Below are 13,067 nucleotides of genomic sequence, written 5' to 3'. Positions count from 1 at the left end.
GCACACGAAAAGGGAAAGGCATCCGTCCGGACGCCTTTCCCTTTTTGCTGCCGAGTTCGATTTCAGTTCCAGGGTTCGATGCCCATGGTCGAAACCGTCGTCGTGGTCTGAGTGGTGTCCGGCGTCGCCGTGTCGTCGGCCTGCGCGGCGCCGGCGCCGAGAACGGCGAAGGCGATTCCAGCGACGGCGGCCAGGGCGAAGCGGGCGAAAGAGCGCATGATGAAGTCATCCTTCGGTAGGGATTTTCCGACCCGGTGCATTCCGTGTCGACACCGAAGACGTTATGGACCCCCCCTATCGGCCAGTTATCAAATGATTTATGCGCGGCCGCAGGCCCGGCGATAACGAAGAGAATGCGTGACGATAACGCGATAACCGAGGATGGCGTCAAGGGGCGGTGACGCCACGGATCCGACGGCAGGGTGAAGCCTCATGAGTATCTCCGCGCAAGCAGTGGACGTCGTCTACGGACGGCCGGCAGCCGGTGTACGTGTCCGCCTCCAGCGGAAGATCTCGGACCTGGGTCGCGAGCTCGATGACTGGCTGACCATCGACGACGCCGAGACCGACAGTGACGGCTGCATCAAGGACTGGACGGCGGAACGGTTCGGCCGGGGGCCGTACCAGATCGTCTTCGACAGCGACGCCTATTTCGCGATGCTCGGGCTGAGCACCGCCTACAAGGAGGTGTCGGTCGTGGTGCGGCTGGCCGACGAGTCCGACGACTGCCGGATCCAGGTCCGGCTCGCGCCCTATTCGTACTCGATGGATTTTGGATTCCGGGGCTGAGCGGTCCCGTTTGCGGAAATCAGGGAGAGTCATGTCGGAACAGTTTCGGCGGGCGGTGGAGAAGTACGTGCGGCCGGCCGCGCCGGTGACGAACGCGGAGCGTGCCTGGCCGGGGCGGACCATCACCTCGGCCCCACGGTGGCTCTCCACCGATCTGCGCGACGGCAACCAGTCGCTCGCCAACCCGATGAGCCCACAGCGCAAGCTGCGGATGTTCCAGCTGCTCACCTCGATGGGCTACCGGGAGATCGAGGTCGGCTTCCCGGTCGCGAGCCGGGACGACCACGACTTCCTGCGGCTGCTCATCGAGAGAGACCTGATCCCGGACGACGTCCGGATCTCGGTGCTGGTGCAGGCCCGGGACGAGCTGATCCGCCGGACCGTGGAGAGCCTGGAGGGCGCGCCGCGGGCCACCATCCACATCTACAACGCCACCTCGCCGCAGTTCCGCCGGGTGGTCTTCGGCATGGACCGGGCCGAGTGCCGGGAACTGGCGGTGCAGAGCACCCGGCTCATGCTGAAATACGCCGACCGCACCCTGGCCGGCTGCGACCTCGGCTTCCAGTACTCGCCGGAGCTGTTCAACGACACCGAGCTCGACTTCTCGCTGGAGGTCTGCGAGGCGGTGATGGACGTGTGGCAACCGGAGGCGGGCCGCCCCATCATCCTCAACTTCCCGACCACGGTGGAACGGGCCACCCCCAACGTGTTCGCCGACCAGATCGAGTACATGGACCGCGGGCTGAGCCGCCGCGAGCACGTCTGCCTGTCGGTGCACCCGCACAACGACCGGGGCACCGGCGTGGCGGCCGCCGAGATGGCGATGCTGGCCGGGGCCCAGCGGATCGAGGGATGCCTGCTCGGCAACGGTGAGCGGGCCGGCAACGTCGACCTCGTGACCCTCGCGCTCAACCTGTTCAGCCAGGGCGTCGACCCGGGTGTCGACTTCTCCGACATCAACGAGGTCCGGCGGGTCGTCGAGGAGTGCACGGGGATCCCGGTGCACCCGCGGCATCCGTACGCCGGTGACCTCGTCTACACCGCCTTCTCCGGGTCGCACCAGGACGCCATCAAGAAGGGCTTCGACGAGCGCAAGCGCACCGGGGCGGCCGCCTGGGAGATTCCCTATCTGCCGATCGACCCGGGCGACGTGGGGCGCACCTACGAGACCGTCGTACGGATCAACAGCCAGTCCGGCAAGGGCGGGGTGGCGTACGTGATCAGCTCCCACCTCGGCCTCAACATGCCCCGCGACCTCCAGCTGGAGTTCGCCGCGCTGGTGCAGGCCCGCGCCGACGCCGAGGGCGGCCCGATCAGCGCCGACCGGATCGTCGAGTTGTTCACCCGCGAGTACGTCACCCGGCCGCTGCTGCCGGTGCCGCTGCCGCCGCCCGGGGTGTCCGTGGTGGTGCACGTCGACGGTGCCGCCTTCGAGGTCGGCGCGGTCCGGACGGACGCGGTGGAACGGGTCAAGGCCCGCCTCGCGGCCTGGCGTATCGATCTGCGGGCCGTGCACCGGACCGGAACCGGCCTGGCGCACACCGGTGGGACCGGCGTCTACGCCGAGTTGCGGACCGGCGACCGGCCACTGTGGGGCGTCGCGGTCGACGACGACGTGGAGACCGCGATCCTGGCGGCGGTCCGCTCCGCCGCGGCCCGGCTGGGCCGTGCCGCCGAGCGGCCGCGCGGCACCGTACCGCTCGCCCGAGCAAGCTGATATCCCCAGGTCACAGGCGATAACCAGGAGATAACGCATCGACAAGGAGCACCCGTAGCGTTCGGGTCACCGGTCGATACCGCTAACGAGGGAAGATCATGGAACTGGTGGAACGGGACGCCGCGATGGCGGTGCTGGACGGCATGCTCGCCGCCGCCGTCGCCGGAAAGGGACGGGTCGCGATGGTCACGGGTTCCGTGGCCACCGGTAAGACCGAACTGCTGAACACGTTCGCCGAACGGGTCCTGGACCTGAACGGCCTGGCCATCACCGCGGTCGGCTCGCGCGCCGAGCGGAACCTGCCGCTCGGCGTCTTCGGCCAGCTGCTGATGGACGCCCCACTGGTCGCCGAGGAGAGCCGGCGCGCCATGGACCTGCTGCACGAGGGCGCGCAGAGCATCCCGGCCGGGCCGGACGGCACCGCCCGGCTGGACCCGCAGATCGTGCACGGGCTCTGCGCGGTCCTGCTCGACCTGGCGCAGCGCTATCCGCTGGTGATCGTCGTCGACGACCTGGACCTCGCCGACCCGGCGTCCGTGCTGTGCCTGTCCTACCTGGCCCGGCGGGCACGGTTCGCGCCGCTGCTGGTGGTGTTCAGCCACTCCGGGCACGGGCGCCCGGACGAGCCGGCTCTCGAGCTGGAGGCGCTGAGCCGGCCCCCGCAGGGCGCGCATCTCACGCTCGCCACGCTGACCGCGGAGGGCGTACGGCGGATGGCCGCCGGCGTGCTGGCCGACGACGACGCCGAGCGCGTCGCGGTCCGCTGGCACCAGCTCAGCGGCGGCAACCCGCTGCTGGTCGCCGGCCTGATCGAGGACCACCGGCAGATCCTCGCCGAGGGCGGCGCCCCGGACGACGAGCCGGTCGCCGGCGGCCACTACGCCCGGGCGATCGTCTCCTGCCTGCACCGTGCCGACCCGCGCCTGGCCCGGGTGGCCCGCGGCGCCGCCATCCTGCCCGGAGCCGGCTTCCTGGACCAGTTGATCGGTGTCGAGACGGCACAGATCGGCCAGGCGGTACGGGCACTGACCGCCGCCGGCATCCTGCACCAGGGTGACTTCCGGCACCCGGTGGCCCGCGACGCGGTGCTCGCCGAGATCGACGGGGAGGAGCGGTGTGAGCTGCACCGGCGGGCCGCGGTGCTGGCCCACCACGGCGGCGCGCCCAGCCGGGTGGTCGCCGACCAGCTGCTCGGCGCCGGACGGGCCGAGGAGCGGTGGGCCGTCCCGGTGCTCGAGGACGCCGCCCGCTGGGCGCTGCGCGAGGGCCGGGTCGACGCCGCGATGCGCTACCTGCGGCTGGCCTGGCAGGCCTGCGGCGACGAGCAGCACCGCGCGAAGATCATGACGACCATGCTGCGGGCCGCCTGGCGGATCAACCCGGGCACCTCGACCGGCTACCTGCCCGAACTGACCGCGGCCCTGCGCCGGGGCCACCTGCGCGGCGGCGACGCCCTGGCGCTGACCAAGGCGCTGCTGTGGGACGGCCGGTTCACCGACGCGCGGTCGGTGTTCGAGCACCTCAACGAGGCGGGCGACGACCTGGACCAGGAGAGCCTCACCGAGCTGGCCATCGCGCGGCCGCTGCTGCGCTCGACGTACCCGTCGTTCTTCGCCCTGCTGCGCCAGCCCGCCGAGCGGCCCACGGCGGTGTCGACGGTCGCCTCCAGCCACCGGCTCGAGGCGGCGTCCGCGCTGGCCACGGTCCTCACCCGGGGCCCGTCCGAGAAGATCGCCACCGCGGTCGGCCGGATCCTGCACAACTCCCGGCTGGACGAGATGAGCCTCGACACCGTGGAGAGCGCGCTGCTGGCGCTCACCTACGGCGGCTGGTTCGACCAGGCGGCGTCCTGGTGCGACCTGTTCGTCGAGGAGGCCGTCACCCGGCGCGCGCCCAGCCGGCTGGCCCGCCTGTCGGCGATCCGCGCCGAGGTGTCGCTGCGGGTGGGTGACCTGCCGGCCGCGGTACGCCACGCGCGGCTCGCCCTGGAGGTGATGCCGCCGACCAGCTGGGGTGTCGCGATCGGTTCCGTGGCGGCGCCCATGATGATCGCGGCCACCGCGATGGGCCGCTACGACCTGGTCCGCGAGCAGCTCGACCAGCCGGTGCCGGAGGAGATGTTCCAGACCCGGTACGGCCTGCACTATCTCCAGGCGCGCGGCCGCTACAGCATGGCGATCGGGCAGCTGCACCTGGCGCTGCGCGACTTCGAGTACTGCGGCGAGCTGGCCGGAAAGTGGCAGCTGGACACGCCCGGGCTGGTCCCGTGGCGGGTGGACGCGGCCGAGGCGCTGCTGCGGTTGGGCCGCCCGGACCGGGCGCACAAGCTCGTCGAGGAGCAGCTGCACCGCTGCGGCAAGGAGAACCCGCGGGTGCAGGGCATGGCGATGCGCCTGTACGCGGCGGCCGGCGAGCTGCGCCACCGCCCGATGTTCCTGCGCCAGGCCGTGGAGTTGCAGACCACCGACGAGTACGAGCAGGCCCGCGCGCTGGTCGACCTCACCGACGCGTTCCAGGCGCTGGGCGAGCCGCGGCGGTCCGGCATGATCGCCCAGCGGGCCCGTGCCCTGGTCGAGAAGATCGAGGCCGAGCCGCTGCTGGCGGCGCTGGACCCGCGGCCCGCCGGCACGGACGACGGCAGGGCGCAGGCGGTCGCGCCGTCCACCCCGGCCGCGACGCTGAGCGAGGCCGAGCGGCGGGTGGCCGTCCTGGCCGCGGACGGGTACACGAACCGGGAGATCTCCAAGAAGCTGTACATCACGATCAGCACCGTGGAGCAGCACCTGACCCGGATCTACCGGAAGCTGAACGTCACCCGCCGTACCGATCTGCCGGCGCACCTGGTGCGGGACCACATCGTGACCGGCTGAGGGCCGCTCGCACCGACGGGGAACGCCCGGCCGAAGAGGCCGGGCGTTCCTTCGTCGTCGGTGTTCAGGCGGCGGTGGCCAGAGCCGGCTCCAGGATGGTGATGGCGGTGACCAGCAGGCCGTCGCCGATCACCCAGCGGCCGGTGAAACCGGTCAGGTCGGCGCCGTGCAGGCGCGGCCCGGTGACCTCGAGCCGGGCCGTGAAGGTGGCCGTCGCCGGGTGGAAGGTGACGCTGGCGTCCTCGAAGTCGAGCCACCGCGCGGTCAGCGGGTACCAGGCCTTGTAGACCGACTCCTTGGCGCTGAACAGCAGCCGGTCCCAGTGCACACCGGGATGGTCGCGCCGCAGGGCCGCGAGGTGCTCGCGCTCCTCCGGATGGGAGACCGCCTCCAGCACGCCGGGCGGCGTCGGCTCGTGCACCTCGGCGTCGATGCCGACCGTGGTGACGCGCGCGGTCGGCGCCACGACAGCGGCACGGTACCCCGGACAGTGGGTGATGCTGCCGACCAGACCCGCGGGCCAGCGGGGCTCGCCGCGCGGGCCGGGCAGGATCGCCGACGGGCGGTGCCCGATCCGCCGCATCGCCTGGCGCGCGCACCAGCGCCCGGTGGTGAACTCGGCACGCCGCTTGTGCACGGCGGCGCTGATCAGCGACTCCTCCTCGGGGAACAGGGTCGCCTGAGGCGGGTCCGTGAAGGTGTCGACCGCGGTGACGGCGCCGGGCAGGATGGTCTCGATCATGACGTCCCCGATACCGGTTCGGCGCACGCCGGCGGACGGGGCCCAACCTTCTCGACAATGGACATGAATCCACATTAAGGGCCGGTCCGGCGGCGCGGAACGGGAGCCGGGGTACCCTGCCGCCGGCTAGGGGCGGCGGATATAAAACACCGATAGATCCGGATTCGACACTGGGCGCTCCAACACCTCACGTGGGGAGTGACCCTCTTGATCCGTCGAACCTCTCGTATCGTGGCCGCCGCTCTGCTCCTGACCGCCGGCCTGGTCGGCGTCGTCCAGCAGCCCGCCGCGGCGGCCTCCTGGCAGGCCGTCCCGGTGCCACTCGGGGAATATCGCAAGATCGCCTCGGCGCGGATCCAGGTCTTCGGCGCGGACTCCGCGCTGATGTACGCCGGGACCGAGCCGCAGATCTGTTTCGAGTGCACCGTCCGGAACCAGATCTTCCAGTGGAACGGCTCGGCCTGGACCGAGCTCGTGGTGCCGCCCAACGCGGCGGGCGGCACGCCGTCCTACGCCGGCAGCTCGCCGTCCGACCAGTGGAGCTTCGCGGCCACCGGCAACGACTACACCTTCTCCGCCTACCACTGGAACGGCTCGGCCTGGACCGAGCGTTCCGCGCCGGGGGTGAAGTTCCAGACCGACGCCGTCCACGTCGTCGCACCCGACGACGTGTGGGTCGCCGGCCGGGACCGGACCGGCGGGGGCTTCCACGCGGCGGCCGGGCACTGGGACGGCGCCGCCTGGACGTTCGCCCGGCTGCCGGAGGCCAGCAGGACCAACAGTCCGGAGGCGGTCCGCAGGATCAGCGACACCGAGGTCTGGGTGGTCGGCACCGCCTACCCGGCCGTGAACACGTTCCGGATGAACGCCGCCCGCTTCGACGGGCGGACCTGGACCACCGTGCCGATGCCGGACGGCGCCGGCCGCGGCAGCGTGGTGAACGGTGCGCCCGGCGACCTGTGGATCACCGGCACCAAGCTGACCGGCGGTACCGGGCCCATGTGTGGCATCACGCTGCGCTCGACCGGGGGCGACTTCACCCGTACCGACATCTGTGGTGACCCGGCCGGCACCGACGGCGGCGTCTGGCGCACCGGCGTCGTGAAGTACGGCGCCGACTGGTACGCGGCCCTGCAACCGCGCTGGAGCAGTGACAAGATCCCCGGCGGCGCGCTGCGGAAGTGGACCGGCTCGGCCTGGCAGGGCATCGCCGGGCCGTTCCCGACCACCACGAACGTGGAGGCCCTGGAGCCGATCCCGGGCGGCGGGCTGTGGATGGTCGCCGAGGGCCGTGACGCGGCCGGCAAGCTGGCCCTCACCGGCCCGCAGGTGTTCCGGGTGACCGGCGCGCTCGGCTGAGCACACGACGAGGGGCCCACCGCACGGGTGAGCCCCTCGTCCTGTTCAGCGGTCGCGGAGGGCCAGGTGAATGGCCCGGTCCAGGACCGTGGCCCGGTCGGCGGGCGCCACCGACGCGAGGATCTCGTCGGCCCGGCGCATCGCCGAACGCACCCGCAGGGAATGGGCCGAGCGCAGCAGGCCGGCGATCCGGGTCACCGCATCGTCCGCGCCCACGGCGATCAGTCCCGCCCGGCGAACGCGTACTCGAGCACCGCCATCGCGCTGCACAGTTTCATCCGCGCCTGCGACCACGCGACCGAACGGGGCCCGTCCAGGACGGCGCCGGAGACCTCCTCACCCCGATGGGCCGGCAGATCGTGCAGGAAGAGCGCTCCCGGCGTACCGGAAAGGAATGTCTCGTCGATGTGGAAAGGCCGGAAGGTCTCCCGCCACGAAGCGTCGGGTTTGCTCGTGCCGGTGGTCTGCCAGCGCGTGGTGTAGACGAAGTCGACGTCGGCCGGCACGGCTGACGCGTCGTGCGACTCGGTGACGAAACCGCCGTTGCCGGACGCCCGGGCGGTGGTCTCCTTCAGCACGTCCTCGGGCAGCCCGTAGCCGTCCGGGGTGAGCAGGTGCAGCCGGGCGTCGGCGAAGTTGCTGAGCCCCTGGGCCAGCGCGGTCGCCGTGTTGTTGCCCTCACCCACGTAGAGCACCCGCACCCCGTCCAGCGAGCCGCGGTGCAGCAGGATCGTGGCCAGATCGCAGACACCCTGGGTCGGGTGCTCCTCGGCGGCCATCGCGTTGACCACCGGCAGCCCGCTCTCCGCGGACAGCTCCCGCATGTCGGCCAGCGGCCCGGCGGTACGGGTGACGATGCCGTCCAGCATCAGCCCGAACATGCGGGCCGTGTCGGCCAGCGACTCGCCGGTGTTGGTCTGGAGATCACCGGGACCGTAGCCGACCGCCCGGCCACCGAGCCGTTCGACGCCCGCGGTGAACGCGGTCCGGGTCCGGGTGGAGGTACGGGTGAAGACCACACCGACGAGCAGCCCCCGCAGCGGATCGCGGTGTGCGGTGAGATCACGGTAGAACGCGACGGAACGGTGGGCCAGCGCGGCCAGCCGGTCCGGAGTGAGGTCGGCCAGGGAGAGCAGCCCGCGCGGGTCGCGCCGGGGCGGCAACCCGGTGAAGGCTTCGGACAGGGACATGGGTTCCTCCGTGTGCTGGTCAGTGGGCGTCGGAGTAGGAGCCCGCGGGTTCGAGCAGGCCGGCCGGCGCCGGGGGCCGGTCGAGTCCGCGTTCGGCGAGCCAGCCGGGGTCGTACAGGGTGCCGGCGTAGCGGTCGCCCAGGTCGGGGCTGATCGCCACGACCACCGAACCGGGGCGCAGCATCCCGGCGCGGGCCGCCACCCCGCTGAGCACGGCGCCGGTCGAGCCGCCGCCGAGCAGCCAGTGACTGTCACGCAACCGCCGGCAGGCCTGTACGGCGTCGTGCTCGGAGACCATCACCAGGTCGGTGACGTGTTGCAGGGAGGCGATCGCGGGCGTACGGCTGGTGCCCAGGCCCGGGATGTGCCGGCGGCCCGGCGGCGTCCCGAACGTGGTCGACCCGACGATGTCGACGGCGAACACCTTGGTCTCCGGCCGGTGCCGGGCGAAGTACTGTGCGCAGCCGGTCAGCGTCCCGGTCGTGCCGGCGCCCACGAACACCGCGTCGACCTCCGGGAACTCCTTGAGGATCTCGGCCGCCGTGGTGTGGTAGTGGGCCATCGTGTTGATCGGGTTGGCGTACTGGTTGGGCCAGACCAGCGCCGGATCGGCCCGGACCCGGTCCTGGAGGTATTTCAGGCGCATCGACAGGTAGCCGCCGTTGGTGTCCCGCTTGTCGATCACGACGACGTGCGCCCCGTAGGCCCGCATCAGCTCGATCGTGGCCGGGGCGGTGTTCATGTCGGTGACGCAGGTGAAGCGGTATCCCCGGGCGTTGGACACGATGCTCAGCGCGATGCCGAGGTTGCCGGAGGACGACTCGATGATCCGGCTGCCCGGCCGGAGCAGGCCACGCTGCTCCAGGTCGTCGAGCATGGCCAGGGCCGGCTTGAACTTGATCGAGCCGGCCGGGTTCATCGCCTCGATCTTCAGATAGAGGCGGCTGTCCGGAAGGAAGCCGGACAGCTCCAGGAAGACGTCGGGAAACGTCATGTCCAGCGCGGATTCGACGATCATGGTAGCTCCACAAGGGTCGGATGATGCGGATCAGAGCAGGTCGAGGAGCTGCCCGCCGCCGGTCTCCCGCGCGACGCCGGCGACGGCGTGGATCAGGGCGACGTCCAGGACCGCCATGCCGAACGGGTTGCTGATCACGTACCCCCGGTCCGGCCGCCGCGCGGCCCGCCGGCCGATCAGCACCTCGCCCAGGCTGGGCGGGTCGCCGACGGCGCCCTCCTGGAGCAGGCGGCCCATGATCCGGCGCGGGTTCTCCCGGATCAGTTCCCGGTCGTCGACGACGATCCCCTCGGCGGACCGGAAGGCGTCCTCGGTGAGGTCGTCGAGCGACACGTGCGCGACGAACTGGCCGGCGGTCAACCACCGGGCCGGAATGTAGGGGTCGTTGCTGGTGGTCACGGTGATCAGCACCGGGGCGGCGCCGGCGGCCCGTTCGGCGCTGTCCACCACCACGACCTCCAGCCCAGACCGGCCCCGGAGGTCGTCCCGGAACGCGGCGGCGCGTGCCGGATCGAGGTCGTGGACGTAGGCCCGGCGCACCGCCGGGAACGCCGCCGTGATCGCGTCCAGGTGCACCCGGGCCAGCGTGCCGGTGCCGATGAAGCTCACCTCGCCGAACGACTCCGGCCCCAGCTCGCGCAGGCTGACCACGGTGTAGGCGGCGGTACGGACGGCGCTGAGCAGCCCGGCCTCGGCGACCACGGCCGGACGGGCCGTCTCCGGGTCGAAGGCGAAACTGAGCCCACCGGCCCGTTCCAGGCCGCGTGCCGGGTTGCTGACCGATGCGTTGATCAGCTTCATGCCGTACGACATCGCGCCGCCGGACGGCACGGCGCCCAGCATGGCGATCGCCCGGCTGTACGCGCCGACACTGTTGGACCAGCTCAGATAGCCCTCGGCGGGAAGTTCGGTACGGCCGAGCGTGTGATCGCGAAGTGTCTGGGCGACCACCTCGGTCGCGTCCATCTTGGACAGGCAGACGGCGACGTCGGCGCGGTTCAGGAAACGAATGCTTTCGCCTGGCATGTTCTCCTCACTCCATTTTCGGGTGGTCGCCGGGGCAGACCAGACCGGGGCGAGCATCCGGTGGGCTTCGATACTTTGCCTATCTCCACCGCACCCCTGAGGGGGCCGGTACGCCGTTCCAGCGACCCCTATCTCCGCCGTCTCCTGTGGAATTCGCCGGCCCGCGTGAATGAACCTCCCATCAAGGAAACCAACGGGGGCTGTACCCCGGCCTCGTGCCGGGTGCGGAGGTGGAATCGTGAGTGACCTTGAGTTTCGAGTCCTGGGACCGGTGGAGGTGTGGCGCGACGGACGTCGTGTCCTGCTGCCGGGTTCCAAGATCACAACTGTTCTCGCGGCGCTGCTGCTGGCGCGCGGAAAGGTCGTGCCGCACGGCGAACTGAGCGCCCTGCTGTGGGGCTGGGACCCGCCGGCGACGGTGGACGCGCAGATCTACACGTACGTCTCCCGGCTGCGCAAGCGCCTCGACTTCCAGGTGAAGATCGTGCGCGAGCACGCCGGATACACCCTCGACATCGGCGACGCCGCCGTCGACCTGTTCGCCTTCGAGAAGCTCGCCGCGCGCGGTGGCGTCGACGCCCTGCGCGAGGCGCTGTCGCTGTGGCGTGGCCCCGCCCTCACCAACGTGGCCGAGCCGCTGTCCGAGCGGCATCTGCCCTGGCTGGACGAGGCGTACGCGCTCACCTGCGAGCGCAAGGCCGACGCCGAGCTGGACCTGGGCGCCAGCCTGGAGATCATCCCCGAGCTGACCGAGCTGGTGGCCCGCTATCCGCTGCGCGAACGGTTCCGGGCCCAGCTGGTCCTGGCCCTGCACCGGGCCGGCCGCCGCTCCGAGGCCCTGGTCGCCTACGACCGGGCCCGCCGCACCCTCGCCGACCAGCTCGGCGTGAACCCGGGCGAGGCGCTCACCCACGCCTACCAGGAGGTGCTGCTCAGCGACGTGTTCGACGAGCCCTCCTCGCTGGTGACGGCCGAACAGGTGCTCGACATGTTGCTCGAGGCCCGGCTGGTCGAGGAGGTCGCCGTCGACCGCGGCGCCAGCCAGTTCCGCATGCCCGGCCTCCTTCACCTGCTGAAACACGTATAGGGCGGCTATAGCCCGCCGCGGGACGCTGCGCACGACCTCAGCCACCACAGGGAAGGAACCGCTTCGATGGCCGGGCAGAGCTGGAAGCCGTTGGACATCACGGCACAGGACATCGGGGCCGCGGCGACGACCGAGGCCCTCATCAACCACCTCGACGCCCTCGGCGCCGAGCTCGACGACCTCCTCGTACGGGAGAAGGCCCTGGTCTTCCGGGGTTTCGGAGTGCGGCCCGAGGAACTCGACGGCGTCTTCGACCGGCTGCTGCCGCGCCGGCTCGCGTACGTCAACGGCAACTCGCCGCGCACCAAGGTGGGGTCGAACCTCTACACCTCCACCGAGTACCCGTCCGAGTTCACCATCTCCATGCACAACGAGATGTCGTACGCCACCAGCTGGCCCAGCCGGCTGGCGTTCTACTGCCAGATCGCCGCGGAGACCGGCGGCGCGACTCCGCTGGTGGACGCCGCGCTCTGGCTCGAGTCGCTCGACCCCGAGGTGCGCGAGGCGTTCGCCGGTGGGGTCCGCTACACCCAGAACCTGCACGGTGGCCAGGGCCTCGGCAAGAGCTGGCAGGACACGTTCGAGACCCAGGACCGGGCGGCGGTCGACGACTACCTGTCGACGGCCGGCGCCGAGTGGACCTGGCGCAGGGACGGCAGCCTGCACGTCGAGCAGCCGCGCCCGTCCACCACCAGGCACCCGGTGACCGGGACCGAGGTCTGGTTCAACCAGTCCGACCAGTGGCACCCGGCCGCCCTCGGCGACGACACCGCCAAGGCGCTCGCCCAGATCCTGCCGCCCGAGGAACTGCCGCAGTACGTGACGTTCGCCGACGGCAGCACCATCCCCGACGAGTACGTCATCCAGGTCCGTGACCGTGGCCTGGAGAACGCGGTCGACGTCGACTGGCGGGTCGGCGACGTCATGGTCTTCGACAACCTGCTGGTCGCGCACGGCCGGCGGTCCTTCACGGGCAGCCGCCGCGTGCTCGTCGCGATGACCGACTGACCCATCCGTAGGCAAGAGATTCGAACAAGGAGTTCAGATGTCCGAGCAGAACACCCACCGCGTCGTCCGCAACGACGAGGAGCAGTACTCGATCTGGTGGAACGACCGTGACCTGCCCGCCGGCTGGACCGCCGAGGGCTTCACCGGCAGCCAGGACGAGTGCCTGGCACACATCGAGACGGTGTGGACCGACATGCGCCCGGCCAGCCTGCGCCGCCGCATGGCCGAGCAGGCCGCCGCCTGACATCCGATCCGTTCTTA

At 71.2% G+C, this 13,067-nt stretch carries 13 protein-coding genes; 7 read left to right on the top strand and 6 right to left on the bottom strand.

The features are described 5' to 3' along the window. Positions 1-62 precede the first annotated feature (62 nt). Positions 63-218 (bottom strand): hypothetical protein, encoded by a 156-nt coding sequence (locus J5X75_RS22695; protein ID WP_208469511.1) that lies wholly within the window; start codon positions 216-218, stop codon positions 63-65. A gap of 214 nt (positions 219-432) precedes the next feature. Here J5X75_RS22695 and J5X75_RS22690 point away from each other — a divergent pair, with 214 nt between their 5' ends. The 3 genes from J5X75_RS22690 (at position 433) to J5X75_RS22680 (ending at position 5,376) form a co-directional block, all read left to right on the top strand. Beyond that, the gene (locus J5X75_RS22690; RefSeq protein WP_208469510.1) at positions 433-789 is read left to right on the top strand and encodes a hydroxyisourate hydrolase; all 357 of its coding nucleotides are present in this window, start codon (positions 433-435) and stop codon (positions 787-789) included. Between the two features lie 31 nt (positions 790-820). Next, positions 821-2,506, top strand: coding sequence for a 2-isopropylmalate synthase (locus J5X75_RS22685; RefSeq protein WP_208469509.1), 1,686 nt, complete (start codon positions 821-823; stop codon positions 2,504-2,506). Positions 2,507-2,604: 98 nt separating this feature from the next. Continuing rightward, a complete protein-coding gene (locus J5X75_RS22680; protein ID WP_208469508.1) occupies positions 2,605-5,376 on the top strand; it encodes a helix-turn-helix transcriptional regulator in 2,772 nt (923 codons plus the stop codon). Positions 5,377-5,440: 64 nt separating this feature from the next. On the opposite strand, the gene J5X75_RS22675 is transcribed toward J5X75_RS22680, so the two are convergent. Then, entirely contained in the window at positions 5,441-6,118 is a 678-nt protein-coding gene (locus J5X75_RS22675) for a 4'-phosphopantetheinyl transferase family protein (protein WP_208469507.1), read from the bottom strand. Between the two features lie 231 nt (positions 6,119-6,349). Here J5X75_RS22675 and J5X75_RS22670 point away from each other — a divergent pair, with 231 nt between their 5' ends. Further along, entirely contained in the window at positions 6,350-7,477 is a 1,128-nt protein-coding gene (locus tag J5X75_RS22670) for a hypothetical protein (RefSeq protein WP_208469506.1), read from the top strand. A 45-nt stretch (positions 7,478-7,522) separates the two neighbouring features. On the opposite strand, the gene J5X75_RS22665 is transcribed toward J5X75_RS22670, so the two are convergent. The 4 genes from J5X75_RS22665 to J5X75_RS22650 are packed head-to-tail and all read right to left on the bottom strand — an operon-like array spanning position 7,523 to position 10,711. Next, complete coding sequence (locus J5X75_RS22665; RefSeq protein ID WP_208469505.1) at positions 7,523-7,693, bottom strand: hypothetical protein; 171 nt, start codon at positions 7,691-7,693, stop codon at positions 7,523-7,525. Between the two features lie 5 nt (positions 7,694-7,698). Further along, on the bottom strand, positions 7,699-8,667 hold the full coding sequence (locus J5X75_RS22660; RefSeq protein ID WP_208469504.1) for an ornithine carbamoyltransferase: 969 nt from the start codon (positions 8,665-8,667) through the stop codon (positions 7,699-7,701). A gap of 19 nt (positions 8,668-8,686) precedes the next feature. Beyond that, a complete protein-coding gene (sbnA, locus tag J5X75_RS22655; RefSeq protein WP_208469503.1) occupies positions 8,687-9,685 on the bottom strand; it encodes a 2,3-diaminopropionate biosynthesis protein SbnA in 999 nt (332 codons plus the stop codon). A 30-nt stretch (positions 9,686-9,715) separates the two neighbouring features. Continuing rightward, positions 9,716-10,711 (bottom strand): hypothetical protein, encoded by a 996-nt coding sequence (locus J5X75_RS22650; protein ID WP_208469502.1) that lies wholly within the window; start codon positions 10,709-10,711, stop codon positions 9,716-9,718. 238 nt (positions 10,712-10,949) lie between these two features. Between J5X75_RS22650 and J5X75_RS22645 the strand changes: the two genes are divergently transcribed. The 3 genes from J5X75_RS22645 (at position 10,950) to J5X75_RS22635 (ending at position 13,050) form a co-directional block, all read left to right on the top strand. Then, positions 10,950-11,798, top strand: coding sequence for an AfsR/SARP family transcriptional regulator (locus tag J5X75_RS22645; RefSeq protein ID WP_208469501.1), 849 nt, complete (start codon positions 10,950-10,952; stop codon positions 11,796-11,798). A gap of 66 nt (positions 11,799-11,864) precedes the next feature. Then, a complete protein-coding gene (locus tag J5X75_RS22640; RefSeq protein WP_208469500.1) occupies positions 11,865-12,806 on the top strand; it encodes a TauD/TfdA family dioxygenase in 942 nt (313 codons plus the stop codon). Between the two features lie 37 nt (positions 12,807-12,843). After that, entirely contained in the window at positions 12,844-13,050 is a 207-nt protein-coding gene (locus tag J5X75_RS22635) for an MbtH family protein (protein WP_208469499.1), read from the top strand. Positions 13,051-13,067: the final 17 nt, after the last annotated feature.

The organism is Actinoplanes flavus (genome assembly GCF_017592555.1).
Lineage (GTDB): Bacteria > Actinomycetota > Actinomycetes > Mycobacteriales > Micromonosporaceae > Actinoplanes > Actinoplanes flavus.
Note: the sequence above shows the minus strand (reverse complement) of the source record. Positions and strands in the feature narration are given on the sequence as shown.

Bases quoted from the DNA above. Each gene is read 5' to 3' on its own strand.
- J5X75_RS22680 (WP_208469508.1), top strand. From the start codon at position 2,605: ATGGAACTGGTGGAACGGGACGCCGCGATGGCGGTGCTGGACGGCATG.
- J5X75_RS22635 (WP_208469499.1), top strand. From the start codon at position 12,844: ATGTCCGAGCAGAACACCCACCGCGTCGTCCGCAACGACGAGGAGCAG.
- J5X75_RS22675 (WP_208469507.1), bottom strand. From the start codon at position 6,118: ATGATCGAGACCATCCTGCCCGGCGCCGTCACCGCGGTCGACACCTTC.
- J5X75_RS22695 (WP_208469511.1), bottom strand. From the start codon at position 218: ATGCGCTCTTTCGCCCGCTTCGCCCTGGCCGCCGTCGCTGGAATCGCC.
- sbnA (WP_208469503.1), bottom strand. From the start codon at position 9,685: ATGATCGTCGAATCCGCGCTGGACATGACGTTTCCCGACGTCTTCCTG.
- J5X75_RS22685 (WP_208469509.1), top strand. From the start codon at position 821: ATGTCGGAACAGTTTCGGCGGGCGGTGGAGAAGTACGTGCGGCCGGCC.
- J5X75_RS22650 (WP_208469502.1), bottom strand. From the start codon at position 10,711: ATGCCAGGCGAAAGCATTCGTTTCCTGAACCGCGCCGACGTCGCCGTC.
- J5X75_RS22690 (WP_208469510.1), top strand. From the start codon at position 433: ATGAGTATCTCCGCGCAAGCAGTGGACGTCGTCTACGGACGGCCGGCA.
- J5X75_RS22640 (WP_208469500.1), top strand. From the start codon at position 11,865: ATGGCCGGGCAGAGCTGGAAGCCGTTGGACATCACGGCACAGGACATC.
- J5X75_RS22660 (WP_208469504.1), bottom strand. From the start codon at position 8,667: ATGTCCCTGTCCGAAGCCTTCACCGGGTTGCCGCCCCGGCGCGACCCG.